We start from the raw sequence: 23851 nt of genomic DNA on the forward strand, positions 1-23851 counted from the left end.
GGATTACGTTGCGTTGCAACGAAGATCGCGCTTCAGTATCTTGCCTGCTGCCGACAGTGGCAATGCATCGACGAATTGGAAGGTACGCGGAGATTTGTAACCGGCGATCAGCGTTTTCACGTGAGCGCGCAGTTCGTCGGCGTCGGCGTCGAAACCATGCCGAAGGACGACTACGGCATGGACACGCTCGCCCCACTGGGTATCGGGCAGGCCGATCACGGCACAGGACGCGACGGATTCATGTTGTGCCAGAGCGTTTTCGACCTCGGTGGAGTAGACGTTCTCGCCACCGGTGACGATCATGTCCTTGATGCGATCGACGATGAACAGGTAACCGCGGGCGTCGAGGTATCCGGCGTCGCCGGTATGCATCCACCCGTCGCGGAGCACTTCTGCGGTCTCTTTCGGTTTGTTCCAGTATCCGAGCATGACGTGGCTGCCGAACGTGACGATTTCGCCCACCTCGCCGGGTGGGAGTTCCGCGCCGGTCGGGTCGACGATTTTCACCTCGCAGTGCGGCAGTACTCGACCGGCGCTGCGGAGGAGATCACCACCTTCGAGGTGATCAGCCGGGCTCAGCATGCTGATGTGCGCGGTTTCAGTCATCCCGTAGCCCTGCACAAACGAGCTGTTGGGGAACATTTGCATGACTCGTTCGAGAAGCGTCGGTGAAATGGGCGAGGCGCCGTATCTCAGGATCCTGACGCTGGACAAGTCATAGGTGGTCGAGTCTTCGTAGTCGACCAACATCTGAAGCATCGTCGGCACCAGACCCACAGTTGTCGGGCGATGGTGATCAACGGCCTCGAGGAACGTGCGTGGGCTGAAGTTCGGCATGAACACCTGGGTGCCACCCATCAGCGACTGAGCCAACCATCCGACTATCCCGGCGATGTGAAACAGAGGGTTGATCGCGAGGTTCGTTCCGTTGCTGACAGCCACGCTGCCTGCCGCGAGAGTACCAAGCGCCGAGGTCATCAGCGCTTGATGACTGATCATCACGCCCTTCGGCACTCCGGTGGTCCCGCCGGTGTAGAGGAGTAGTGCCAGCGTGTCGCCGCCGACGCGCAGATCGTCGACCGGAGTCGCCTCCGCGATCACCCGTTCATAGTCGAGCATTCCGTCGCGAACCGGGCCGCTGCCGCAGTAGACGACAGTGGTCAGGCCTGGACACGCCTCGCGAAGGGTAGATCCGACGGAAGCAAAGTTCTCGTCCACGAGTAATACCGTCGATCCTGAATCTTCCAGGGCGTACGTGATTTCCGCCGTGCTCCAGCGAGAATTGACCGGACTGGCCACTGCTCCGAACCACCAGCAGGCCAGGAGCGCCTCGTGGTAGTAGTCGGAGTTCGATGCCAAGATTGCGACTCTGTCACCGGTGCGCAGGCCCAAAGTCTGAAACCCTCCGGAGAGTCTGCTCATCCGGTCCACCGATTCCCGGCACGTGCGCAGCCGGCCGTCGAAGATCGTCATCACCGCATCGGGTGATGCTCGCAGGGATCGGTGAACGAATTGAGTCAGCTGCATGCGATTCCTTCTGCGGGTGTGGGCCGAGTGCTCCGACTCGGATCAGTTCCAGCCATGATGCTATTTGCCTGATAATTTCCTTCACTCACCGCCTGAGACCGCGCCTCACCCTCGATGCAGTCTAGGACGATTGTCCAGTTGTCTCTTCCGATTCCGTCCTGCAGCGGCGTGATTTCTGCGAGAGCGTCGAACATGCGTGGAATTCTGGTAGCCGGTGTGAGTGCATTCGCGGCGGTCGTCTCGGTCGTCTCGGCTCCCACGGCCGGTGCCGAGGCGACTGCGGACCGAGCTCGCTCGTTCTCCGAGACCACGTCCGTCGGCGTCCACAATTCCTACGAGAAGGCGACGTTTCCGTACTTCGCCGACGCTTTGGACTCCGGGGCCTCGCTGCTCGAATTGGATCTGTGGACCAACGGCGGTGGTCCGGACTGGCGTGTCTCGCACATGAATCCGGTGGTGAGTGACAGCAACTGCGTCGGTGCGCAGGACGCATCCGGGTTGCGAAGTGGTCAGCGAGATCAGGGACTGCGCGGATGCCTGGCAGATATGCGGGCGTGGCACGAAGCCGACCCCGAGCATCCTCCGGTGATGATCAAGTTGGAACTCAAGGACGGTTTCACCACCGGCTACGGACGCGGACCTGCCGATCTCGACGCCTTGATCCTCGGGACTCTCGGCGACGCGGTCTTCACTCCATCCGATCTGATGGGTGAGTCCTACTCGACCCCGGATGCCGCCGTCACCGACCGTGGATGGCCGACCATGTCCGAGATGAGCGGCAAATTTCTGTTCGAGCTGATTCCGGGAACGATCGAGGAGGGAAACCCGCTCGACACGGAGTGGACCGACCGGCAGTACGCGACGCACTTGCGAGATCTGTCCGCTGCCGGACTCGTCCAACTCGGCGCCGCCTTTCCCGCTGTTCACCGGGCGTCACCGGGAGACCCACGAATCGACCGTTACGCCGACCCGGGCATCCGCCCGTGGTTCGTGATCTTCGACGGCGACGCCCTCGATTACACCTCGGGCGTTGTGGATCCGCAGTGGTACCACGATCGTGGCTACCTGCTCGTCATGACCGACGCGCACAAGGTCGCTCCACAGATCGACGGTGCGCATGCCACCGAGGTGGAGGCGAGCGAGCGTCTCGACCGGTTGGCGGGTGATCACGCAAGTTACATCACCGCGGACTGGTCGAGGTTGCCGAACGTACTGTCCACCGTGGTGCCGCGTCGGTGATCTAGAGGGCGGCAATTCTCAGGAACAGGGTGCAGGATGGGTTCATGCGCACTGTCACGTGGAATCCCGAAGTCTACGGCCGCTATTCGGGTGAGCGGTCACGCCCGTTCGTGGACCTGGTGTCACGGGTGGCGACCGAAGACCCGACGCGGGTAGCCGACCTCGGCTGCGGATCAGGTAGCTTGACCGCGATGCTGGGGGAACGATGGCCGGACGCCTCGGTATCCGGATTCGACTCGTCTCCCGAAATGGTGGCGCAGGCCCCGACAGACCTACCGGGAAACGTCACCGTCGAGTTGGGGGACATCATGTCCTTCGATGCCACGGGTTACGACGTGGTCGTCAGTAACGCTGCATTGCAGTGGGTTCCGAGCCACCGCGAGCTGATCGACCAGTGGGCGGACACCCTGGCATCCGGGTCGTGGCTGGCGTGGCAGGTTCCGGGAAACTTCGATGCACCGTCACATGCGCTCATGCGAAGCCTCGCGGAGTCCGCGGAATGGAGCGAGCGACTGGGTGGCGTCCTACGCGGCCCGGAAGGCGTCGACAGTCCGGTTGCGTACGCGCAGCGTCTGCAGGAGCACGGATTCGACGTCGACGCCTGGGAGACGACGTACGTACATGTGCTGGCCGGTGCTGATCCGGTGCTCGGATGGGTTCGGGGGACTGGACTTCGGCCGGTGCTGGACGTTCTCGGCGAGGCCGACGCTCCGGAGTTCGAGCGCCAGTATTCGGATCTGCTGCGGGAGGCGTATCCCGCAACAGCCGCCGGAACGCTGTTTCCGTTCCGGCGGGTGTTCTGCGTGGGACGCAAGCGGTAACTACTCGGCTGTGCTGCGGTCCGCCGATCACTCAGCGGTGACAAAGCCTTCCGAGACCAGCCAGTCGCGAGCCACGTCCGCCGGCTCCTTGCCATCGACGTCGACCTGCCGGTTTAGCTCGGTCATCACCTCGTTGGTCAGTTTCTCCGAGATCGGCGCCATGACTTCGGCAACCTCCGGATGTGCTTCCGCGAAGTCCTTTTTCATGACCAATGCCGGATTGTATTTCGGGAAGAACTGCAGATCGTCTTCGAGCAGAACGAGATCGAGTGCGATGATGCGACCGTCGGTGGTGAACACCTCGCCGAACTTGCACTGATCGCTGTCGGCTGTCGCCTGGTAGATGATGCCGGTCTGCAGGATCTGGCGCTGGGCACGCGAGGCGTCGAAACCGTATTTCGCTGCCAGGCCGGGGTATCCGTCCTGGCGGACGTTGAACTCGGTCTCGACGCACGTCACCGCGGCGCCGGGATCGGATTCGACCAACTTCGCGTAGTCGGAAACCGTCTTGACGCCGGTCTTCTCAGCGGTCTCCTTGCTCATCGCCAATGCATACGTATTGTTCATCGGCGCCGGATCGGTCCACACCATGTCGTTCGCAGCAAGGTCCGCATCACGGACGGCCTCGAACTGCGCCTGCGAATCGGGAAGAGGAGTCTCGTTGCCGAGGTAGTTGATCCAGCCGGTCCCGGTGTACTCGTACGCAAGGTCGATCTGCCCGTTCAACTGTGCGTCACGGGTGCTGTTCGAGCCCTGGATGTTCGTGAGATCTCGAACATCTGCGCCCGCAGCGGCCATCGCGAATTCGATGACGTATCCGAGCACGATCTGCTCGGTGAAGTCCTTGGAGCCGACGGTCATCTTCACACCCTCGAGCTCGGGAACCGGCTCGATGCTGCCGGGGCCGACAGCCAGGGGCAGTGCGCCACCGGACTCGAGGCCACACGAAGCGACAAGTGTGAGGCCGATCGTGGCAACCGCGACTTTCCAGCCCCACGTTCTGGTGATCGAAGTCTTGGTCATCGTAATCCCTTGGGCCCGAGATAAGTTTCGGCGAGCGCGCCGAGCCAGTCGATCAGCAAGGCCAACGACACCGCCAGTACGGCACCGACCACGAGGGTGACGTTGTCGCGGAGCTTGTATCCGGTGTCGATCAGAATGCCGAGTCCGCCGGCACTGACCAGGAAGCACAGCGTCGCGGTGCCGACTGCCAGAACGAGCGAAGTGCGCAGTCCTGCAAGGATGTACGGGACGGCCATCGGGAATTCGAGTTGACGCAGGACCGTGAGCGAAGACATTCCCTGCCCGCGCCCGGCATCGATCAAGGTCTTGTCCACTTGCTGGTAGCCGAGGATGGTGTTGCGCAGCACCGGGAGCAGCGAATAGAACGCGATGGGAAATACGCCGATCCAGAAGCCCGTCGTTCTTGTTGCGAGATAGAACAGCACGAGCAGGCCGATGGCAGGCGCCGCGGCTCCGATGTTGGCTATCCCCACGAAGAACGGTGCCAGCCGGGTGAATTTCGGCCTGGTCAGCAGAGTTCCGAGTGGAACTGCGATGGCGACGACGATGATGACCACGGCGGCCGTGATCAGTACGTGCTGCCAGGTCAGTGTGACGATGTTGTCGAGATTGATACTCGCCTTCTGCGTCGCGTTGAGATCTCGGCTGAATGCCCAGATCAACACGCCCGCAACCAGGATCAGGACGATGACCGGTTGCACATACAGTCGCATCCGTTCCGCACGGCGCGTGGCGGCGTTCTCGGCCGCACCCAGATCGGGGGCGTCCGGTTCCATCTCAGGCGCGGAGACGCGCTCCTCTGTCGTGGCAGTCATGTTCAACCCTCGACGTTCTCGGTGTCTGGCTCTTCGTCGTGGTCGTGCGCATGCTCCTCGCGCATCTCGGAGAGATGGCTGACCAGTGTGTCGATGGTGATGAGACCGACATACTCGCCGCGCCGTCCGGTGACCACTGTGGACGCATTGCTTTCAGCGAGAAGAGCTTCCAAGGCATCCTGCAGGGTGGACTGGATGGACACGGCTTCGCCGATCTCGTTACCGACACCTCGAAGCGTCGACGCATGGGCGAGGTGGCCGGGCGAGACCCAGCGAAGCGGCCGTCCACGCTGATCGAGAATCAAGGCCCACTTCCACTTACGCGCTGCGAGTGCGGTTCTCAAATCATCGACCGAATCGGTTTCGCGGGCGGTGAGGCACTGCTTGAGTTTGATCTGGCGCACGCGTGTCAGGGTCAGCTGCTTGAGCGAGGCGTCCGCCCCGACAAATCCCGCGACCATGTCGTTTGCGGGATTGGCGAGAATCGCTTCCGGAGTGTCGTACTGCATGATGCTGGACTGATTGCCCAGCACGGCAATACGGTCACCGAGTTTGACTGCCTCGTTGAAATCGTGGGTGACGAAGACGATGGTCTTACCCAACTCCGACTGCAGGCGCATCAGTTCGTCCTGCAGCAGGCCGCGGGTGATCGGGTCGACGGCACCGAAAGGCTCGTCCATCAACAAGACAGGTGGATCGGCAGCCAGCGCCCGCGCAACGCCCACACGCTGTTGCTGGCCACCGGACAACTGGCGAGGGTAGCGGTCGCGATAGGTATCGGGATCGAGGCCGACGAGGTCGAGCATCTCGTCGGTGCGAGCTGCGATACGTTTCTTGTCCCAACCGATGAGGCCGGGCACCGTCGCGACGTTCTTCGCAATGGTGAAGTGCGGGAACAATCCTGCCTGCTGGATCGAGTAGCCGATGCCGCGGCGAAGCTTGTCCGGGTCGATGGACAGCGCGTCCTTGCCGTCGATGGTGATCTTGCCCGAGGTGGGTTCGATCAGACGGTTGATCATGCGCATCGTCGTCGTCTTGCCGCAACCCGAAGGTCCGACGAAGACCACGATCTCACCGGCCGGAACAGTCAGTGAAACATTGTCCACCGCTGCAGCTTTCTGGCCCGGGTAACGCTTGGTGACGGATTCGAGAACGATCTCGACCCCGGATACCTTCTGATCTGCAGATACGTCAGACGGAATGGTTTCAGTCATTGCAGCCCCTTCGAAGTAGTGAGACGACCGATGACGACGTAGATTCCGTCGAGAATCAGAGCCAGAATGACGATCAGTACGGTGCCGACCAGCGCTTGAGGAACAGCGTTCGGGCTACCGACACGCGAGAGTCCGGAGAAGATCAGGTTTCCCAGACCAGGACCCTTGGCGTACGCCGCGATGGCGAGGATGCCCATGAGCATCTGTGTGCTGACCCGCATGCCGGTGAGGATCGACGGCCACGCGATCGGCAGCTCGATTCGACTCAGAACATGCATGCGATTCATTCCGACACCGCGGGCTGCGTCCGTGATCGCCGGGTTGACCGCATCCAGACCGATGATCGTGTTCCGAATGATCGGGAGCAGGGCATACAAGATCAACGCGGTGATCGTGGGAGCGACGCCGAGACCGAGAATCGGAATGAGCAGTCCGAGGAGAGCGAATGAAGGAACCGTCAGGATCGTGCTGGCCAACGCCGTAGCGATGGAGGATCCCGCCGGGCTCCGGTAGACGAGAATGCCGATGATCACGGCGGCAATCGTCGCGATGATCACGGACTGGATAACTGCTGAAACATGTAGGTACGAGTCGGTCATCAATTGTTGTCGTCGTGCAACGACAAAATCCCATAGGGCGCCCATATTTCCGAACCCACTTTCTTCGGACTTCTGCTCGCTCGAACGTCTTCCCTCGACACCGACCGGCGCACAAGGGCTTTCCCCGCAGCCTCTGTAGGCCGAGGGGTTTCCCTCGACTGTCGTCCAAAAACTGAGATACTGCAACTAATTCCGATTGCAGCGTGTCGGATGTTGTTCTGGACGTGAGATTTTGCGGGACGCGGGTAGGTACCCACTGCGTGCGGAGTTGAAACGTGCTGGAGACAGCAAACGCTCGAGACAGCAATGCGGGAGGGCTCCGGAGAACCCTCCCGCATTGTGGGAACTGTACGAGTCGGCCTCAGGCCCAGCTGAGCGCATCCTCATTGGACAGCCGCGGCAGACGGTCGAACCACGGGTTCTCGCCGGGATGGCCGATGTTGACCACCAGGGTGGTCTTGAAGCGTCCGTCCGCGAAGAACTCGCCGTCGATGCCGTCGGCGTCGAAGCCGGCCATCGGGCCGGCGACCAGGCCCTGCGCCCGAATCGCGAGGATCACGTAACCAGCCTGCAGTGCGGCGTTGAACTTGCTGCTCGATGTGGCGGCAGCGTCGTCGGACTCGAAGTAGTCCTTCATCTCCGGACGGATGGGGAACAGTGCCGGAATATGCTCGTAGAACTTGGTGTCAACGGCAAGAACCGCGACAGCAGGCGCCGATGCGGTCTTGGCCTTGTTGCCGTCGGACATGTGCTCGACGAGGCGCGCTTTGCCCTCCTCCGTACGCACGAACAGCACGCGCAGTGGATTGGTGTTGGCCGCGGTCGGTGCCCACTTCGCGAGCTCCCAGATCGCAGTCAGTTCGTCGTCGGTGACCGGTTCGTTGGAGAAGGAGTTTGCCGTGCGGGCTGCTGTGAAGAGCAGTTCACGGCCGGCTGCGTCGAGCTGCTGTGCGGTAAATGGGGTGGCTGCGTCGAGTGACATCGGTGGTTCCGTTTCCGTTGTAGCTCATCCGAGCGTTACCCGGTAAAGCTAGTTGCTAGTAAAAAAATAGTGCCTACGGATACGTTAGCACTGTGGCTAGGATGGTGGGGTGGCAAGCAAGAGCGAAGCGGAACACGAACCCCGCGCATGTGACGGGGCGTTGGCCCGCGCGTTCGGCTTCCTGGGCAAACGGTGGAACGGCGTCATTCTCGGCACGCTGCTCAACGGGCCGGCGGGATTCTCCGAACTCAAGCGCGCGGTTGGCGGGATCAGTGATTCGGTACTCTCGGAACGCCTGACGGAGTTGGCGGGGGCAGGCTTGGTGACGAGGAGCGTCGACGCCGGCCCGCCCATCGCTGTGGAGTACGAACTCACGGCGTCGGGGCAGGCGCTGCTCCCCGCTCTCAGTGAACTGACAACGTGGGCCGCCGAAAACCTGCCACCCGAGAGTTGCCCGAACTGACCTATTGCGTGTGAACAGTCTTGTGAGATTCGTACCAGGTGTCACCTGCCGGTTCTCCCGCCAAGTTCCAACTCCACGAGACTGTCGGCGTGATGCGTGAATAGATTCCGGGACCGACCATTCCTACCCTGTCGATCGGCTGTTCAGCGATTCCGTAGATCCTGATCCCGCGCGCGACAAACGGCTCGAATGACGGCATGTCGTCGATGACGAGGGCTACTTCGAGTTGTCCTGACCCGATATTGCGGAACTTCTTGGTTTTCAGGACACTCTGGCCGCCCCCGCCGATCCAGAAGTGGGCCCCGTCGTATTCGAAGGCCAATGGAACGACGTCTGGTTGCCCGTGTGGTGAGAGCGTCGCAACGCGCGCCAGTGGCTGCGACTGCATGTATGCGATTTCTTCTTCCGTGAATGCCATCTGTTCTCCTTCGGGGACGAAACACGTACGCAACGTAGATGCAACGTAATCAAAACTAGTGTTCTGGATCACACAGTGTTCGTGTGGTCGAGAGGCCTTTGGTCACGAATCTGTGGGCAGAACGGGTCCTGGTTCGCTACCGGTGGTGGATGAGGACAAGGTTCCGCGGGTTGAGCACACAGCTCGCGGAACCGCCCCACCACGCGCCCCGGCAAGGGCACCGGCCGACAGGAGTTCAGGTGTCCGTAGTTGCGGAAGTCTCGGCGATTGATTTCGCGGAGACCGAATTCGATTGGGCGCAGCGATCGACGCTGATTCGTGAAGTCGACCCACTCGTTCCGGGGCCACCATCCTTGGCGATGTGTCTGAGCGAGCCGACGCGCGGACTGGTCGACATCGCTTCACTGCTTCTCGCGGCTCCTTGGTTGCTTCGATCGTCGCGTGGGGACGGGCATCCGGTCCTCGTTCTCCCCGGATTGCTGACTTCGGACGTGTCGACTCTCGCCTTGAGGACGTACCTGAGCTTTCTCGGATACCGGGTTCACGGTTGGAATCTGGGTCTGAACACCGGTCCGACGGCGACGGTGGTCGACGGATTGCCTGCCGCATTGGCCGAGGTAGCAGATCGATACGAGCAGAAGGTGTCGGTGATCGGCTGGAGTTTGGGCGGTATCTACGCTCGAAAGCTGGCGAGGGATCTGCCGGAATCGGTACGTCAGGTAGTGACACTCGGAAGTCCTTTCGCTCTCACCAGTCTGGAGCAGACGAGAGTCGGATCTCTCTACGCTCGTTTGTCCGGCAATCACGCGATACTGCCTCCGGTCGACGGCATCGAATCCGAACAGGGATCGCCTATTTCCGTTCCTGCCACGTCGGTCTACTCCAGGCACGACGGTATCGTTCCATGGCAAGCGTGCTGTGAAACCTCGGCAGGCCTGTCGGAAAGCATTGCGGTGCAAGGCAGTCACATGGGGTTGACCCACAACCCGTCCGCGTTGTGGACGGTTGCCGATCGTCTGGCGCAGGACGTGGACAACTGGCAACCTTTTGCGGCTCCGAAACGGCTTCGACGCATGTTTCCCTGCTGAGGTACGAGGCTGGGGTTCGAGGCGGGGGTGTGGGGGAGAACCCTGAGTCAGACGTGGGGACGGACTCGTACCTGAGGACACACCGCGTCGGAAAAGATGGGTCCATGGCCTGATGCGCACAGGTGGATCGGCGGCGGATAGTGGAGGTCGACGCGGATGAACCGCGAGTTCCGTTGAAAGGAAACAGCACATGACCTCCCCGATGAAGACCCGCAAGCTCACCCGCGCCCGCTCGGGAGCAATGTTCGGTGGGGTGTGCGCCGGAATCGCTCGATACTTCGGTTGGAAGTCGTCGACTGTCCGCTTGCTGTTCGTGCTCTCGTGCCTGCTGCCCGGCCCGCAGTTTCTGATCTACATCGTGATGTGGATTTTCATTCCTCGTGAGCAGATCTGACCGAACCGCTCAACGGCGGCGGTCTTTCAGGCATTGCTTGGCCTCGTGCAATTCCTCCGAACTCAGCGGAGGAAGGGGGAGTGCGTCACGGTGCAAGCCCTCCGTGCGTAGGCCGTCGAGCATTACCGAGAGGTATCGACGCCACACGGTCGGGTTGACGGGCTGAGCAAATTCGGTGACTGCGCCCACCATGAAGATGAGGCCGAACAGGTCCGTCGGTACGGCGTCGGGGCGCAGCATCCCGGCCTCCTGGGCCCGGTAGAAGATCCTCTCGACCGACGGTTCGATGATGGATCGTTGGCATGCGACTTGCTCGCATCCCTCGTCGGTTCCGTTCAGGACGTCTTTGAGTCCGCGGTTGACCGACATACGGCTGCAGGCGAATTCGGCAAAGGTGACAAGGCCGTCCCACGGATCCGGATTGGCGAGTGACGCGTCCGCGGCCGCCGCCATGTCGGCGAAGTTCTGTTGGAAGACTCCGTCGATCAATTCTTCCTTGCTGGCGAACCGCCGATAGACCGTTCCGACGCCGACACCCGCGCGCCGGGCGACGTCGTCGAGTGTGACGTCGATCCCTTCTTCGGCGAACAATTCACGTGCGGCGTCGATGATCAACTGCCGATTACGTGCAGCATCGGCGCGAAGGGGGCGCTCCATTGCGGTACTCATGTCCCCACTCTACCCGCCAAGTGGAGACAGCCTCTCCGTTTTCGTGTAGCGTTTTTGCTAACCGGAGAAGCCATCTCCGCATAGGTTGGGCGAGGGACTATGTCAGACATTGCTGAACGGACTGAATTCGAGCAGTCCTCAGCGCCTTCAGGGGACAACCACGCAAAGCGGTGGCTGGTTCTCGCGGTTCTGGGAATTGCGCAGCTGATGGTGGTCTTGGATGCCACCATCGTCAACATCGCGCTGCCTGCTGCGCAGCGCTCACTGGAGTTCGGTGATTCGGACCGCCAGTGGATCATCACGGCATACGCATTGGCGTTCGGCAGCTTGCTGCTACTCGGCGGTCGATTGAGCGACTTGTTCGGGCGCAGGCGAACTTTCATCGTCGGTCTTATCGGCTTCGCAGTGGCTTCCGCCATCGGTGGCGCAGCCGTCAACTTCGAAATGCTTGTTGCCGCTCGTGCCGGCCAGGGCGTATTCGGTGCGCTCCTTGCCCCGGCAGCCCTGTCGCTGCTGTCCGTGACATTCACGGATCCAGGTGAGCGTGCCAAGGCTTTCGGTATCTTCGGTGCCGTTGCCGGCGGCGGTGGCGCCATCGGACTGCTGCTCGGCGGCGCACTCACCGAGTGGGTCGACTGGCGCTGGTGCCTCTTCGTGAATCTCTTCTTCGCGGCGATCGCCCTGGTTGGAGCAGTCCTGTTGCTCGCGCCGCACACCAGTGACTCGCGACCCAAGCTCGACATCCCTGGAACGATCCTGGTGTCGATCAGCTTGTTCAGCATCGTCTTCGGATTCTCGAAGGCCGAATCGGACGGGTGGAGTGCAACTCCCACCATCTCGTGGCTCGTTGCCGGCGTCGTGTTCATGGCGGCGTTCATCTACTGGCAGACCAAGTCCGAGCACCCGCTCCTTCCGCTGCGGGTGGTCCTCGACCGAATCCGGGCTGGCTCGTACCTGGCGATCTTCCTTTCCGGCGCAGGCATGTTCGCAGTCTTCCTGTTCCTGACGTACTACATGCAGCTGATCCTCGGGTACAGCCCGATCATGACCGGCCTCGCATTCATGCCGATGGTGTTCGGAATCGTGACAGCGGCAACGCTTTCGACAGCGGTTTTGCTACCGCGCGTCGGTCCGCGAGTGCTGATCGTGAGCGGAATGGTCATCGCGGCGATCGGAATGACGCTGCTGGCCCAGATTTCCGTGGACAGCACCTATGCAGTCCACATTCTGCCGGGGCTCGTTGTCACCGGACTCGGCATGGGCAGCATTTTCGCCCCGTCGATGCAGGGAGCAACTTCAGGCGTGCATCACGAAGATGCCGGCGTCGCATCTGCCACGGTCAACACGATGCAGCAGGTGGGCGGCTCGATCGGAACTGCACTGCTCAGCACGATTGCAGCCTCGGCTTCCACCAACTACCTGGTGGGCCGCGAGATGAATCCGCTGACCCAGGCACAGGCTGCCGTCGAGAGTTACACCACCACGTTCTATTGGGCCGCAGGCATATTCGCGGTCGGTGCGGTCTTGACCGGACTGGTTCTTCGGAGTGGACTGCTTCCGGATTCGCCGGAAGGTGAACCGGTAATCGCTCACTGACAGCAAATTTCGGGGTCGACGCCATTGCGGCGTCGACCCCGAAATCGAGTCAGCAGTTCTTATCGGGCGATGCCTGAAATCGATGAAGGACGTGATCGAGTTGTTCGGAGGAAAGCGCCGGGACGGGCAACTCGCGATGGCCGGTGCGGGACGCGCAGAGTCCGTCGATCATGAACCCGAGTGCGCGGCGGTAAGCCTGAGGGGCCTCGTCGCCGCCGAACTTCTGGGCCATCTTGACGACCTGCATGAGAAGCGGAATGTCGTTGACTTCGAAGTCGCTCCGCAGGGTGCCCTGTTCCTTGGCGCGATTGACAAGTGCCGCGGTGTGCTGAGCGATCCCGGCGCGCGCGCGAGCGAAAGTGTCGGACGCGAAGCGCCCGTCCATCAGGAGATCGCCGAATCCGCGGTTGTCTGCCATGCGCAGGGAGATCACGTCGAGAAAGTAGACAAGACCTTCCCAGGCGTCTGGCATCTCCCGGGCGGTGGCGGCAATCGTTTCGATCTCGGAGCACCGTGTGTCGAACAGGGCCTGGATCAGCTCGTCCTTGCTGGCGAACCGGCGATAGACGGTGCCGACGCCGACGCCGGCGTGCTTGGCGACGTCCGCCAGCGTGGCGTCGAGTCCTTGGGCAGCGAACACTTCGCGAGCGGAGTTGAGGATGCGCTCGAGGTTGGCCTTGGCGTCGGACCGAAGGCGCGGCTGTGAGCAGTCGGCCGAGGTCCCCGCATGAGAAGCGTCGGGGTGTGTTGTCGGCATCCTCACAGTCTACGGCACTAAGCGGAATGATCGATTCCGTTAGTGCTATATTGCTAAGCGGAACGTGTGGTTCCGATTGTCCGTATGAGAGAAGCCGATATGAGCACGTCTGACATCTGGGTCGGGAGCAATCCGATCTCGATGGTGGGTGCGCGGAGTGCAGGTTTCGCGGCAACGAGGCTTCGCGCTCTTGCCGGCGACGGCGCCTTTGCTCAGCTCGTTCGTTTTGCCCTCGTCGGCGGAGCCAGCAACATCTTGTACTTTGCCGCTTTTCTGGCGCTGCGCGGTGACGGAGCGCTGGTCGCCAACGCAGTTGGTGCAGTCTTGAGCACCATTCTGGCCAACGAACTGCATCGCCGGCTCACCTTCCACGCCGCGGATCGCGTCAACTGGTTCACCGCGCAGTGGGAAGGCGGTGGACTCGCTCTGGTCGGGTTGATCGCCAGTTCGGCCGCCATCAGTGCGCTCGGCTTCCTTCTCCCCGGCGCCGACGGACTTCTTCAAGCCGGGCTTGTGATCGCAGTGAGTGGAATTGTCGGTGGCCTGCGATTCGTCGCTCTTCGCGGTTGGGTTTTCTGAGCGGTTCTCGAATTCGAATCGGACTCGGCTCGTAGGGAACACTGTGACCTATGAGCCTTTCGATAGCCGACTCCGGCATCCGTCTGGCTGTGCTCTGCATCGTCATGGCTCTTGTCGCCACACTCGTCTACCGATTCACCTCTCTCGGTAGCGTTCGGGTAGTCCCCGGCGCACTCGCTCGTGGCGCTCTTCAGTTGGCTGCGATTTCGTTGATCCTCGCCGCAGCCTTGGCTCACATCTGGTCAGCGCTCCTCGTGCTCGTCGGTATGTTCGCTGCGGCGTCGTTCACCGCGGCACGACGCTCCGGCGCAGGAACGTCCGGAGCGTGGCTGACCATCGCCTTGGCGTCGGGAATCGGTGTGGTTCTGCCACTGATGCTGCTGTCCGGAGTGGTTCCGCTGGAAGGCATCGCTCTGGTGCCGATCGGCGGAATTGTTCTGGGCGGCGCGATGACTGCAACATCGATGGCAGCCAAACGCGGACTCGATGCCGTCGACGACCGGTACGGGGAAGTGGAAGCCGCACTGAGCCTTGGATTTTCCCAGCGCGATGCACGGTGGGAAGTAGCCCGCACCGCTGCCTCCGACGCCCTGCTACCGGGAGTCGACCAGACGCGCACCGTCGGCCTCGTGACATTGCCGGGAGCTTTTGTCGGCGTTTTGCTCGCGACGGGGTCGGCCGTTCAAGCCGGTGCCGTGCAAATTCTTGTGCTGGCAGGGCTGCTGTTGGCGCAAACCTGCTCGGTCGCCGTGGCGTTGGAACTCGTCGCCCGCGGCTTCGTCTTTCGAGGTAAGACTGTCAGGCCTGCGCGAGTTCGTTGATCTTGTCGCTGCGAAGGACGCGGTCGGGAAGATCTGGCGTGTTTGCCGCGAGGGTGATCATTGCCCTGCCGATGTTTTCGCTGGTGGTCACGCTGCTGGGCCAGACCTTGCGCAAGAGTGGGTAGAGAGGCACGGAGATTTGATAGAAGGCCTTGTACCACCACGTCTTCGACGGCGATCCCGGGCGCGGACGGATGAATCCCGGCCGGAGGATGTAGGTCGTGAGAGGGAGTGCGAGTAGCGCATTCTCGGTCGCGCCACGTACTCGCTTCCACATGGTCTTGCTGGTCTCGGTGGAGTCGGCGCTTTCGCCGGACACGTAGACGAACACCATCTGAGGGTTCACACCCGACAGTGTCGTGGCGGCGGCAAGCGTGATGTCATGCGTGATGCGGGTGTAGTCGGCTTCGTTCATGCCGGCAGAGGAGACACCGAGGCAGAAGAAGCAGGCATCCGCGCCGGTCAGATCGGCTTCGATCGCCGAGAAGTCGAGCATGTCGCGGTGAACGATGTCGACGATCTTCGGGGCGGTTGTACCGGACGGATTGCGGCCGACGGTCACGACTTCGTCGATTCGCGGATCGTCGAGGCATTCCCTCAGGACGCTGCTGCCGACCATTCCTGTTGCCCCGAAAACGACGACCTTCATGATGTTCCCCCCCCCGGCGTTGGTTCCACTTTCTGTGATGCGCACACTACGGAACGGTCTGCAGTTCATCCGACCGGAGTGGCCAACTGAACGCTTGACCTGCAATTATGAGTCCATTTTGACCCGACTCGTGACTAAAGTCCCTACAAACCGGCTGGACGGTTGGCTGAAAATAGTTTTATGAACGAAGGAGTTGATGAAATACACGTTCTGGGATCGGAGTCAGCCGGTCGAATGGTAGAGGCGTCGACGATCATCGTTCTCGGTGCGCTCTGTGCCGTGGTCGCAGGTTCTGGCGTGTTCTTTGTCGTCGGATCGATTGGTGGCTTCGCCAGACTGCTCTACCTGGTTGTTCGTGGTCCGCTCAACTCTTGCTCGGTACCGGCGTCGAATGTCGAGCTGGTGCCTTCGAGAACGTCATGTGGTCGTTGATGCTCCCGAACGTGGAGTGAAGACGGTCAAGGATGTAGTTCTGACGCATGTTCCACGGTGACTTCGATCCCTGCTTCGGGAACTGTTCCACGGCACGCATGACGTACCCCGACGCCAGATCCAGGATCGGTCGCTGGTCCATTTCTTCGGTCGCGTGCGGCACGCACTTCGAATAGTCGCGCTTGTCCATCTCCGTCAGCAGTCGGCACACGTACATCGACGTGAGATCTGCTCGCAGAGTCCACGAGGCGTTGGTGTAGCCGACGCACATCGCGAAGTTCGGTACGTCGCTGATCATCATGCCCTTGTAGACGTAACGATCACCGAGGGTGACGGGTTCGCCGTCCACTTCGATGGACATCCCGCCGCACGCCTCCATCTTCAATCCTGTTGCAGTGACGATGATGTCAGCTTCAAGTTCGCGACCTGACGCGAGAAGGATCCCGGTCTCGGTGAAGGTGTCGATGTGATCGGTCTCGATCGAGGCCTTGCCGGATCGGAGGGCTTTGAACAAATCGCCGTCGGGTACGACGCACAAGCGCTGGTCCCAGGGATCGTAGGAGGGTGTGAAGTGAGGATCGAGGGGGATGTCTTTCGGGAGTTGACGACTGATCGCGAGGTTCAGCATCCTCTTTGCACGCGCCGGACTGCGTCGGCACAGTTGGTAGAAACTCAGGTTCACTACGACGCTCTTCCATCGAGCGATGCTGTGCGCGAGTTGATTCGGCAGTACCGCGCGAATGGTGTCCGATAATTTGTCGCTGGACGGCAGCGCCAGAATGTACGTCGGTGATCGCTGGAGCATCGTGACGTGGCTTGCGTCCCGTGACATCGTGGGGACCAAAGTGACTGCGGTGGCGCCGCTTCCGATCACAACGACCTTCTTGTCGGAGTAATCGAGTTCTTCGGGCCAGAACTGGGGGTGCACTACCTCACCGGCAAACGATTCACGTCCGGGGAAGGCGGGGGTGTATCCGCCGTCGTAGCTGTAGTACCCGCTGCAGAGATAGAGGAAGTTGCAGGTCAATGTTTCGTCTTCGTCGCCGGTCGTGACCGTGACTGTCCAGGTCGAGTCCGCCGACGACCATGATGCGGCCGTCACCTTCCGGTTGTACCGAATCTTCTTGTCGATCCCGTTCTCTCGCGCGGTGTCGCGCACGTACCGCAGGATCGAATCACCGTCGGCGATTGCTTTGGCATCTGTCCACGGGCGAAACGGGTAGCCGAGCGTGAACATGTCGGAATCCGATCGGATGCCGGGATACTTGAAGAGGTCCCAGGTTCCGCCGCTGTTCGCTCGGGCCTCGAGGATTGCGTACGACTTTCCTGGGAGCTCGGTCTGGAGTCGATAAGCAGCACCGATGCCGGACAAGCCGGCGCCGACGATCAGGACATCGAGGTGTTCGGTGCTCATCAGTTCGGACTCCGTATCGACTATGTGGGGCCACCGGCAGAGTTAGTGCTCGATCACCACACTACTGAACGATGCTCAGTAAGGCGAGGGGGACCAGGTGATCGTTGGGGGTCGGATTGCCGCGCACAGTGGTTTACCTGCGGCGTCGGTGAGCCCGAGGTCTCCGTGGAGCACGCCGGAAGCGTCGGCCTGCTCGACGATGTGCTCGGGGATCGCGTCGAGCATCAGCTTTGCGCGCCGAAACATCTCGAACGTCTGGTCATCGGATACCGTCACCCAGGACAGGTAGATGAAGCGTCCGCGAGGTGGACCCTGGATGTGTGGACCGAGAATGTCCCAGGCACCGGACTTTCGCTCCTGGCTCGCTGTCAGTTCCCATCGCACTGTCTCGGTATCTCCTGGTACGAGGTCGAGGATTTCGTGTGGCTTGCCTCGGCGCTGAACGCCGACGTGGATGTTGCTGCGCCCTTCGAAGGTTGCGGTTTCGGAACACTCACGTCCGGGCAGGCTGTGACCGGTGATGATGATCTGCATATCGACATCATGCTCTGCACAGGTCGGGAGGGGTTGGCGTGGTGAGTCGTTCGGGTAGAACCTTTGTGGCGGCCGTGGTGGCGAGCATTCTGTTGTCGAGTCTCGGCTGGGGGTCAGGGGCTGCCGCGGCGACGACGGACGAACCGGAAGTCGCGGGCGCGCTGGAGTCCTATGGCGAACTCTCGGCCGCAGTGTTTCCGGTCGGCGCCGGTGAGACGCAGCGGGTCGTGTATCGAACTCTGCGTACCGCTGACAGATGGGGAGAGTCGTCAGGGTCCGTGTTTCTGCCGGAAGGTGCCGCACCGGCGGGCGGTTGGCCCGTCATCTCCTATGCCCACGGAACTTTGGGCAGTGCGGATCAGTGTGCACCCTCGTCGACCGGATTCGGTCCGGGCGAGATCGAACCGATCGAACGCTGGTTGGAAGAGGGATACGCGGTAGTAGCTACCGACTACTCGGGACTTGGTACCGACGGGGTGCTGGCCTATCTCGACGGACATGCCGCCGGCGCGAATGCGGTCGACATCGTGCGGGCTGCGCACGAGTTGTACGGCAGTGTGCTGAGTCCGCGGTGGATGGTTGCGGGTTTGTCCGAAGGCGGTCATGCGGCGTACTTCGCGGGACACGAGGCCACCACTCGTGCACCGGAATTGGATTTCCGCGGCTCGGTCGTTGTTGCCGGCCCCACCCATATGGAAGGTTTGTTTCCGTTGGGCGGACCGCTGTTTCCCGACATCGGCATCACCGGGTTGGTGGGATACGCGTTGTACGTTCTGGCCGGGATCGACGATCAACGACCCGAAGAGAACATTCGGGAGGTTCTCTCGCCGCAGGGGATCGAGTGGATGGAAAAGGCTCGGACACTGTGCGCCGGAGATCTCGGCCGCCACATTCGCGCCGAACGAATCCAGTTGAGCTCGTTGTTTTCTCGGTCGGTGTGGACGCCACGCTTCCACGATCTGTTTCGCGAGATGATGCAGGTGCCGGTCGACGGCTACGACCGGTCACTGCGTGTGGTGCAGAGCGTGTCGGACACAACGGTTCCTGTCGCCCTTACCTGGGCGCAACTGGTCGACATGCGTTCGCGAGGAACGCAGTTCGAGTATCAAGAACTCAGCGGAATCAGCCACGGCCAAACGACGGTCGCTTCGATGGACCAGACCATGGAGTTCATCGATCGATTGATGAGGTGATGTTCGGCGGTGTTGTTGTTGCGGTGTTGTTGTTGCGGTGTTGTTGTTTCAGGGTGGTTGTTCAGCGCATACGTCGCGGCCCGTAATCGTGGCCACCGTTGGCGAACCACACGATTGCCGCGATCGCGTACAGGATGCAGACCAGGAGTAGTAGCCCGCCTGCGATCCACAGCGAGATCTGACCGAGTCGTTTCACTCGATCGGACGCGTACCGCGACCCGGCCACATCGCCGTCGGCCCACAGCGGATACACGTTGAAGGCGTGCGTGAAAGCGGAGAAGGAGAGCGGCCAGAAGAACAGCAGCGAGACCACTGCCCAACCCGCATTGACGGGCGGTCGAATCGGGTGCTGAGGAACGGATTGCTGGACGGTGGGTTGATCCGGGTTGGTCATGGGGGCTCCTGACATGAGGTGGCCCTTTCGACGCTACTGCGATGGAGCTGAAGAATCACTGAGTGTGCACGATCAGCCGTAATGCCAGTCGCGATCCATCCGTCGGAAGTACGGAAAGAGTGTGGCCTCCTCGAAATCGAGGTGCGACTGCATATGATCCGCCAATTCGGAGATTGCGGCGTGTGCCCGATTGACCGTGGAGGATTCGGTGCTCAGCGCGAGTGACGCACGCTTGGCTTCCGACACGATCTCCCCGACAAGCTTGTGTTCTGCCTGCAGTCGTTCGACCGCAGGGGCCAACTCGGGAAAGTTCCTGGTCATTACGGGGAACATACGTTGATCTTCGATGGTGTGGTGCAGAGTCAGCGTGTTGCAGTAGAAGTCGCAGTTGACCCGTAGTTGCCAGACGAAATCCGCGATCGTCAGATTGTCGATCATCTCGGGTATCCGAGTCAGATCGGCGGTTTCGTCCGACAACAGTTGCAGGGCATTCTCGAGTACCTCGATATCGGCTCGTAGAGGTTCGTGAACCTGACGTAGCTGTTCGATCATCCTCAGACCGGCAACTGTTGCCGTGTTGTGCGAATGAGGGGCGTTCACGTCAGCGCAACTCGATCCCGCTCCGCGAGCATCCTCGCTACCGGCAGGACGTCCTTTGCTGCCATCTCGATACGCTCGAATACCTCGGGGTTGAGGATAGTCGTTCCGTCGAAATCACCGGAGCTGAGATAGATCCCGACCGGAGCGGTCAGCGCTTGGAAGAAAGCGAACAGTGGCCGCAGGGCATGGTCCAACACGAGAGCGTGGCGGTCGCTGCCACCTGTCGCAGCAAGAATCACCGGAGTGTTGGCAAGCCCGTACTGGTCCACGAGATCGAAGAAATGCTTGAACATTCCCGTGTACGAGCCGCGGAACACCGGTGACGCCGCGATGACGATATCGGCGGACTCGACTGCTGCCAGCGCTTCGGCGGTCACTGAGTCGACGTGATCGCGATCCAGAGCAGATGCAAGACCTGGAATCAGATCCACGATCTCGAAAACTCGTGTGTCGATCTGCTCGAAGTCTCCCAAGGTTTCGACGATCAGGTCGACGAGGGCACGAGTCTTGGAGGGTTTTTGGAGGTTGCCGACAACGGCAACAATTTTGAGCGGTGTGCTCATCGAAACTCCTATTTTTGGGACGACTTCAGTGATTCGATTTCCTTACGCACAACGGGGGCTACTTCGGTGCCGAGGATCTCGATCGCACGCAGCATGTCCTTCTGTGGCACGTTGCCGAACCCCATCTGGATCATGATGCGGTCATGATGGAACAGTTCGTACTGCGCCATCGTCTTGTCGATGATTTCCTGCGGGCCGCCGAGGAAGAACGCACCCGCGGTGGTTGCCTGAGCCTCGTATGCCCTGCGCGGCATGGGAACTCCGTTTCCCCGCTGATGATGATTCTGCATCCACCCGGCCTGGAAGTACGGGTACGACGTGTCGAGTGCTGTTTGCTTCGAGGTATCGACAAATCCTGGCGAAGCAATCGAGACAGCGAGCTTCTTCGGATCGTGTCCGAACTCCGCTGCAGCCCTGCGGTACAGATCGACGAACGGTTCGAACTGTTGGTAACTTCCACCGATGATGGCAAGCGAGAGGGGCAGGCCCAGTTTCGCGGCACGGACGACAGAGGCCGGAGTACCTCCGACTGCGATCCACACCGGAATCTGACGGTCCGGGCGGGGCGTCACGTCACCGTCGATCAGTGGTGCGCGAAGTTGTCCTTCCCAGTTGATCGGGTTCTCGTCGCGCAGTTTCAGTAGTAGATCGAGCTTTTCGGCGAAGAGTTCGTTGTACTGGGACAGGTCGTACCCGAAAAGCGGAAATGACTCCGTGTACGAACCTCGGCCGGCAATGATCTCGGCACGGCCTTCGGAAAGCAGGTCGACTGTCGCGAACTGTTGGAACACACGGACGGGATCGTCGGAACTGAGTACGGTTACGGCGCTGGACAGCTTGATGTTGTCGGTAGCCTGAGCCATTGCCGCGAGCACAACTGCAGGGGCTGAGACTGCGAAGTCGGTGCGATGGTGCTCGCCGACGCCGAAGACATCGAGTCCAACCTGATCGGCAACGGTTGCCTGCTCCACCAAATGGCGAAGGTGGACACCGGGATTCATCATCGCGCCGGTGGTGGGATCTGGGGTGAGTTCACCGAAATGGTAGACGCCCAATTCGAAAGCCATGTTGTTTCTCGCTATCTGTTCGTGGGGGTGATGGAAAGTTGTTCTACGTGCGCATCGCATGCGCCGCCTTGATTCGTGTGATGTGCGACAAGTCGGGAGAAGAAGCGTTCGAGTACCGGAAGCTCCTCGGTTTCAATGAGATCGGAGAAGTATTCGGCGATCCCTCGCGTGTGTATGGCGGACGCTTTTCGAAGCGTCTTCTTGCCCGCAGGCGTCATCGATACCGTCACGACGCGTCGATCGTTTTCCGGTCGAACGCGCTCTGCCAGTCCTGCCTCGACCAATCGATCGACGACGCGCGTCACGCCACTGGTGGTGACCAGGACCAGTTCGGCCAGATCGCCCATTCGGATCGTGTTTCCCGGCGCTTCGTGCAGTCGGAGCAGAACGTCGTACTGGCCAAGGGTGAGCCCGGTGGTGGTTCGAAGGTCCGCCTCCATCTTGCCGAGGATGACGCTGTGGCTGACCACTAGGTCACGCCAGACGGAACCGCGTCGACGTTCGTCGGTAGTCATCGGTGACAGCCTCCATTTATTTGCGCTCGCAAGTATTGCTTACTCAAATAATACGCCTGGATCGATCGAACTATTCCCCGCTCTCATTTGTGCTGGTAGCAAGGTATTGACTCGAACACGTGTTCGAGTATTGTTGGGGGTGGGGATCGGGGGATTCAATGAGTGTTCTGTTGTCGGATGTGGTGTCTGGTTCTGCGGTGGGGTTGCGCGGACTCCTGTGGCGGTTGTCTGCTTCTGAATTGCATACCGCTGCTATCGAGGCGAGTGCGGAGATTCTTCGGCTCGAGGCTGTGCGGGTGGCGGTGGTGGACGAGTTGTCGTTGCGGCCGGATGATCAGGTGATTGCGAGCCGCGGGGTGGGGTGCTGGTTGGCGGCGAACACGATGCTGCAGGTTCGGGACGGGAAGAAGATCGCCGCCCTGGGTGCGGCGCTGCGGCCGTTTCCGGCGGTGGCTGCCCGGTTCGATGGCGGGGATTGCTCCTTTGATCATGCCGTGTTGATCGTGGCGTTCTGCGAGTCACCTCCGAAGGGGATGCCGGAGGAGGCGTTGCCTCGCTGTGTCGATTTGTTGTTGGCTGCTGCTTCGGGCGTGGAGGCGACGACGACGAAGGTGCGGAGTGTTATCGCGACTTTGGAGCGAGTGTTCGAATCCGATGAGATTCCGCCCGCCGAGGATGTGGATCGGAATGAGTTGCGGATCGCGTCGACGTTGAATGGTCGGGTGGTGGTGCGCGGCGATTTCGATGCTCTCACCGGGGAAATGTTGTTGTCGGCGTTGTCGAATCTGACGATGCCGACCCCGGCACCGGATGGAACTCCGGATTCTCGGTCGGCGGCGAAGCGGACGGCGGACGGGTTCACCGAACTGATCCGCCGGTACTTGGACTGCGCCAAGACCGGCACCGATGGCGGCCAACGCCCGCACGTGAACGTGCACATCAACGCCCGTGATCTCGCGGAGCATCGGGACTGCGCCGCCGCACCCTCGCCCGATGGTGCTGTGGCTGTGTCGGATCTCGATGTCGGGCACATGCCGTGGCTCGGACCACTGTCCGTGTCGCAGACCAGACTCCTCGGGTGTGATTGTTTCCTCTCCACTGTCCTGCTGGACGATCACGGCGCACCGTTGGATGCGAAACCCGGAAAGCGATTAGTGTCCGCGGAGCAGCGAGTGGCGTTGATCGCCCGAGACAAGGGGTGCGCGTTCCCGGGGTGTGCGTGTGTTCCCGCGTGGACGGATGCGCACCATATTCGGCACTGGGCCAACGGCGGCCCGACGGTGATGAACAACCTTGTCCTGCTGTGCCGTTCACATCACCGGTTGATGCACCGGAAATCCGGGTTCGTCGGGAAATGGGTGATCCGCATCGGCGTCGACAACAAACCGTGGTTCATCCCACCACCCTCGATCGACCCCGGCCAGCACCCGCGGCCCGCGAACACCACCTTCAAAACCTGAGAAGAACCTCGGGCACAACAGAACA

General features: G+C 61.1%; 27 protein-coding genes. 10 read left to right on the forward strand and 17 right to left on the reverse strand.

From position 1 onward, the window contains the following. Positions 1-3 precede the first annotated feature (3 nt). Positions 4-1527: an acyl-CoA synthetase gene (locus AC2ETI_RS07415; RefSeq protein ID WP_080909560.1), complete on the reverse strand. Its 1524-nt coding sequence runs from the start codon at positions 1525-1527 to the stop codon at positions 4-6. Positions 1528-1719: 192 nt separating this feature from the next. Here AC2ETI_RS07415 and AC2ETI_RS07420 point away from each other — a divergent pair, with 192 nt between their 5' ends. Continuing rightward, positions 1720-2766, forward strand: a complete 1047-nt coding sequence (locus AC2ETI_RS07420; RefSeq protein ID WP_483633734.1) for a phosphatidylinositol-specific phospholipase C domain-containing protein — start codon at positions 1720-1722, stop codon at positions 2764-2766. Between the two features lie 44 nt (positions 2767-2810). Continuing rightward, the gene (locus AC2ETI_RS07425; protein WP_020908998.1) at positions 2811-3587 is read left to right on the forward strand and encodes a trans-aconitate 2-methyltransferase; all 777 of its coding nucleotides are present in this window, start codon (positions 2811-2813) and stop codon (positions 3585-3587) included. 27 nt (positions 3588-3614) lie between these two features. Here the strand turns inward: AC2ETI_RS07425 and AC2ETI_RS07430 are convergent, their stop codons facing one another. The 5 genes from AC2ETI_RS07430 to AC2ETI_RS07450 all read right to left on the reverse strand — a co-directional run bounded on the left by AC2ETI_RS07430 (position 3615) and on the right by AC2ETI_RS07450 (position 8220). Further along, positions 3615-4610 (reverse strand): glycine betaine ABC transporter substrate-binding protein, encoded by a 996-nt coding sequence (locus AC2ETI_RS07430; protein ID WP_019745161.1) that lies wholly within the window; start codon positions 4608-4610, stop codon positions 3615-3617. Then, positions 4607-5425: an ABC transporter permease gene (locus AC2ETI_RS07435; RefSeq protein WP_003939758.1), complete on the reverse strand. Its 819-nt coding sequence runs from the start codon at positions 5423-5425 to the stop codon at positions 4607-4609. Before AC2ETI_RS07435 ends, AC2ETI_RS07430 begins: the two co-directional genes overlap by 4 nt. A gap of 2 nt (positions 5426-5427) precedes the next feature. Next, positions 5428-6639 (reverse strand): ATP-binding cassette domain-containing protein, encoded by a 1212-nt coding sequence (locus AC2ETI_RS07440; protein WP_020908997.1) that lies wholly within the window; start codon positions 6637-6639, stop codon positions 5428-5430. Next, on the reverse strand, positions 6636-7283 hold the full coding sequence (locus tag AC2ETI_RS07445; protein WP_019745160.1) for an ABC transporter permease: 648 nt from the start codon (positions 7281-7283) through the stop codon (positions 6636-6638). The genes AC2ETI_RS07440 and AC2ETI_RS07445 overlap by 4 nt, the downstream gene beginning before the upstream one ends. Positions 7284-7599: 316 nt before the next feature. Then, entirely contained in the window at positions 7600-8220 is a 621-nt protein-coding gene (locus AC2ETI_RS07450; RefSeq protein WP_020908996.1) for a malonic semialdehyde reductase, read from the reverse strand. A 109-nt stretch (positions 8221-8329) separates the two neighbouring features. Here AC2ETI_RS07450 and AC2ETI_RS07455 point away from each other — a divergent pair, with 109 nt between their 5' ends. Next, entirely contained in the window at positions 8330-8683 is a 354-nt protein-coding gene (locus tag AC2ETI_RS07455) for a winged helix-turn-helix transcriptional regulator (RefSeq protein ID WP_483633735.1), read from the forward strand. Between the two features lies 1 nt (position 8684). On the opposite strand, the gene AC2ETI_RS07460 is transcribed toward AC2ETI_RS07455, so the two are convergent. Next, the gene (locus AC2ETI_RS07460) at positions 8685-9101 is read right to left on the reverse strand and encodes a PPOX class F420-dependent oxidoreductase (RefSeq protein WP_483633736.1); all 417 of its coding nucleotides are present in this window, start codon (positions 9099-9101) and stop codon (positions 8685-8687) included. 239 nt (positions 9102-9340) lie between these two features. On the opposite strand from AC2ETI_RS07460, the gene AC2ETI_RS07465 reads away from it, so the two are divergent. Both AC2ETI_RS07465 and AC2ETI_RS07470 read left to right on the forward strand, forming a co-directional pair. Further along, positions 9341-10189, forward strand: coding sequence for a PGAP1-like alpha/beta domain-containing protein (locus tag AC2ETI_RS07465; RefSeq protein ID WP_483633737.1), 849 nt, complete (start codon positions 9341-9343; stop codon positions 10187-10189). Positions 10190-10379: 190 nt separating this feature from the next. Then, positions 10380-10583: a PspC domain-containing protein gene (locus AC2ETI_RS07470; protein WP_019745155.1), complete on the forward strand. Its 204-nt coding sequence runs from the start codon at positions 10380-10382 to the stop codon at positions 10581-10583. Positions 10584-10592: 9 nt separating this feature from the next. On the opposite strand, the gene AC2ETI_RS07475 is transcribed toward AC2ETI_RS07470, so the two are convergent. Further along, complete coding sequence (locus tag AC2ETI_RS07475; RefSeq protein WP_019745154.1) at positions 10593-11252, reverse strand: TetR/AcrR family transcriptional regulator; 660 nt, start codon at positions 11250-11252, stop codon at positions 10593-10595. 99 nt (positions 11253-11351) lie between these two features. On the opposite strand from AC2ETI_RS07475, the gene AC2ETI_RS07480 reads away from it, so the two are divergent. Continuing rightward, positions 11352-12848 carry an MFS transporter gene (locus AC2ETI_RS07480; RefSeq protein WP_003940566.1) on the forward strand — a complete coding sequence of 499 codons (1497 nt, stop codon included), beginning with the start codon at positions 11352-11354 and terminating at the stop codon, positions 12846-12848. Between the two features lie 49 nt (positions 12849-12897). On the opposite strand, the gene AC2ETI_RS07485 is transcribed toward AC2ETI_RS07480, so the two are convergent. Then, a complete protein-coding gene (locus AC2ETI_RS07485) occupies positions 12898-13605 on the reverse strand; it encodes a TetR/AcrR family transcriptional regulator (protein WP_020970663.1) in 708 nt (235 codons plus the stop codon). A 141-nt stretch (positions 13606-13746) separates the two neighbouring features. Here AC2ETI_RS07485 and AC2ETI_RS07490 point away from each other — a divergent pair, with 141 nt between their 5' ends. Beyond that, positions 13747-14184 (forward strand): GtrA family protein, encoded by a 438-nt coding sequence (locus AC2ETI_RS07490; RefSeq protein ID WP_172932742.1) that lies wholly within the window; start codon positions 13747-13749, stop codon positions 14182-14184. A 50-nt stretch (positions 14185-14234) separates the two neighbouring features. Further along, positions 14235-15005 carry an ABC transporter permease gene (locus AC2ETI_RS07495; RefSeq protein WP_172932563.1) on the forward strand — a complete coding sequence of 257 codons (771 nt, stop codon included), beginning with the start codon at positions 14235-14237 and terminating at the stop codon, positions 15003-15005. Here AC2ETI_RS07495 and AC2ETI_RS07500 read toward each other — a convergent pair. From AC2ETI_RS07500 to AC2ETI_RS07510, 3 genes are all read right to left on the reverse strand, one after another. Further along, positions 14983-15654, reverse strand: a complete 672-nt coding sequence (locus tag AC2ETI_RS07500; protein WP_041816194.1) for an NAD(P)H-binding protein — start codon at positions 15652-15654, stop codon at positions 14983-14985. The genes AC2ETI_RS07495 and AC2ETI_RS07500 overlap by 23 nt on opposite strands. Positions 15655-16018: 364 nt before the next feature. Beyond that, entirely contained in the window at positions 16019-17500 is a 1482-nt protein-coding gene (locus AC2ETI_RS07505; protein WP_483633738.1) for a flavin-containing monooxygenase, read from the reverse strand. Positions 17501-17575: 75 nt separating this feature from the next. Continuing rightward, the gene (locus AC2ETI_RS07510) at positions 17576-18034 is read right to left on the reverse strand and encodes a DUF5990 family protein (RefSeq protein WP_046379207.1); all 459 of its coding nucleotides are present in this window, start codon (positions 18032-18034) and stop codon (positions 17576-17578) included. A gap of 38 nt (positions 18035-18072) precedes the next feature. On the opposite strand from AC2ETI_RS07510, the gene AC2ETI_RS07515 reads away from it, so the two are divergent. Beyond that, a complete protein-coding gene (locus AC2ETI_RS07515) occupies positions 18073-19227 on the forward strand; it encodes an alpha/beta hydrolase (RefSeq protein ID WP_483633739.1) in 1155 nt (384 codons plus the stop codon). Between the two features lie 61 nt (positions 19228-19288). Here the strand turns inward: AC2ETI_RS07515 and AC2ETI_RS07520 are convergent, their stop codons facing one another. The 5 genes from AC2ETI_RS07520 to AC2ETI_RS07540 form a co-directional block, all read right to left on the reverse strand. Next, positions 19289-19621 (reverse strand): CD225/dispanin family protein, encoded by a 333-nt coding sequence (locus tag AC2ETI_RS07520; RefSeq protein ID WP_003940071.1) that lies wholly within the window; start codon positions 19619-19621, stop codon positions 19289-19291. 72 nt (positions 19622-19693) lie between these two features. Further along, positions 19694-20221, reverse strand: a complete 528-nt coding sequence (locus AC2ETI_RS07525; RefSeq protein ID WP_020970656.1) for a hemerythrin domain-containing protein — start codon at positions 20219-20221, stop codon at positions 19694-19696. After that, on the reverse strand, positions 20218-20784 hold the full coding sequence (gene msuE / locus AC2ETI_RS07530; protein WP_400818993.1) for an FMN reductase: 567 nt from the start codon (positions 20782-20784) through the stop codon (positions 20218-20220). Before msuE ends, AC2ETI_RS07525 begins: the two co-directional genes overlap by 4 nt. Positions 20785-20792: 8 nt before the next feature. After that, positions 20793-21851 carry an LLM class flavin-dependent oxidoreductase gene (locus AC2ETI_RS07535; protein ID WP_021332078.1) on the reverse strand — a complete coding sequence of 353 codons (1059 nt, stop codon included), beginning with the start codon at positions 21849-21851 and terminating at the stop codon, positions 20793-20795. Positions 21852-21862: 11 nt separating this feature from the next. Continuing rightward, the gene (locus tag AC2ETI_RS07540; RefSeq protein WP_400818996.1) at positions 21863-22366 is read right to left on the reverse strand and encodes a MarR family winged helix-turn-helix transcriptional regulator; all 504 of its coding nucleotides are present in this window, start codon (positions 22364-22366) and stop codon (positions 21863-21865) included. A 158-nt stretch (positions 22367-22524) separates the two neighbouring features. On the opposite strand from AC2ETI_RS07540, the gene AC2ETI_RS07545 reads away from it, so the two are divergent. Next, on the forward strand, positions 22525-23826 hold the full coding sequence (locus AC2ETI_RS07545; RefSeq protein WP_400818999.1) for an HNH endonuclease signature motif containing protein: 1302 nt from the start codon (positions 22525-22527) through the stop codon (positions 23824-23826). The last annotated feature ends 25 nt before the right edge of the window (positions 23827-23851 follow it).

The organism is Rhodococcus sp. MurmanLake-1 (genome assembly GCF_056945715.1).

Coding starts and splice junctions, on each gene's coding strand:
- msuE (WP_400818993.1), bottom strand. CDS start 20,784: ATGAGCACACCGCTCAAAATTGTTGCCGTTGTCGGCAACCTCCAAAAA.
- AC2ETI_RS07475 (WP_019745154.1), bottom strand. CDS start 11,252: ATGAGTACCGCAATGGAGCGCCCCCTTCGCGCCGATGCTGCACGTAAT.
- AC2ETI_RS07535 (WP_021332078.1), bottom strand. CDS start 21,851: ATGGCTTTCGAATTGGGCGTCTACCATTTCGGTGAACTCACCCCAGAT.
- AC2ETI_RS07495 (WP_172932563.1), top strand. CDS start 14,235: ATGAGCCTTTCGATAGCCGACTCCGGCATCCGTCTGGCTGTGCTCTGC.
- AC2ETI_RS07500 (WP_041816194.1), bottom strand. CDS start 15,654: ATGAAGGTCGTCGTTTTCGGGGCAACAGGAATGGTCGGCAGCAGCGTC.
- AC2ETI_RS07425 (WP_020908998.1), top strand. CDS start 2,811: ATGCGCACTGTCACGTGGAATCCCGAAGTCTACGGCCGCTATTCGGGT.
- AC2ETI_RS07450 (WP_020908996.1), bottom strand. CDS start 8,220: ATGTCACTCGACGCAGCCACCCCATTTACCGCACAGCAGCTCGACGCA.
- AC2ETI_RS07520 (WP_003940071.1), bottom strand. CDS start 19,621: ATGACCAACCCGGATCAACCCACCGTCCAGCAATCCGTTCCTCAGCAC.
- AC2ETI_RS07470 (WP_019745155.1), top strand. CDS start 10,380: ATGACCTCCCCGATGAAGACCCGCAAGCTCACCCGCGCCCGCTCGGGA.
- AC2ETI_RS07415 (WP_080909560.1), bottom strand. CDS start 1,527: ATGCAGCTGACTCAATTCGTTCACCGATCCCTGCGAGCATCACCCGAT.
- AC2ETI_RS07540 (WP_400818996.1), bottom strand. CDS start 22,366: ATGACTACCGACGAACGTCGACGCGGTTCCGTCTGGCGTGACCTAGTG.
- AC2ETI_RS07505 (WP_483633738.1), bottom strand. CDS start 17,500: ATGAGCACCGAACACCTCGATGTCCTGATCGTCGGCGCCGGCTTGTCC.
- AC2ETI_RS07510 (WP_046379207.1), bottom strand. CDS start 18,034: ATGCAGATCATCATCACCGGTCACAGCCTGCCCGGACGTGAGTGTTCC.
- AC2ETI_RS07460 (WP_483633736.1), bottom strand. CDS start 9,101: ATGGCATTCACGGAAGAAGAAATCGCATACATGCAGTCGCAGCCACTG.
- AC2ETI_RS07490 (WP_172932742.1), top strand. CDS start 13,747: ATGGTGGGTGCGCGGAGTGCAGGTTTCGCGGCAACGAGGCTTCGCGCT.
- AC2ETI_RS07420 (WP_483633734.1), top strand. CDS start 1,720: ATGCGTGGAATTCTGGTAGCCGGTGTGAGTGCATTCGCGGCGGTCGTC.
- AC2ETI_RS07445 (WP_019745160.1), bottom strand. CDS start 7,283: ATGGGCGCCCTATGGGATTTTGTCGTTGCACGACGACAACAATTGATG.
- AC2ETI_RS07440 (WP_020908997.1), bottom strand. CDS start 6,639: ATGACTGAAACCATTCCGTCTGACGTATCTGCAGATCAGAAGGTATCC.
- AC2ETI_RS07430 (WP_019745161.1), bottom strand. CDS start 4,610: ATGACCAAGACTTCGATCACCAGAACGTGGGGCTGGAAAGTCGCGGTT.
- AC2ETI_RS07545 (WP_400818999.1), top strand. CDS start 22,525: ATGAGTGTTCTGTTGTCGGATGTGGTGTCTGGTTCTGCGGTGGGGTTG.
- AC2ETI_RS07485 (WP_020970663.1), bottom strand. CDS start 13,605: ATGCCGACAACACACCCCGACGCTTCTCATGCGGGGACCTCGGCCGAC.
- AC2ETI_RS07435 (WP_003939758.1), bottom strand. CDS start 5,425: ATGACTGCCACGACAGAGGAGCGCGTCTCCGCGCCTGAGATGGAACCG.
- AC2ETI_RS07480 (WP_003940566.1), top strand. CDS start 11,352: ATGTCAGACATTGCTGAACGGACTGAATTCGAGCAGTCCTCAGCGCCT.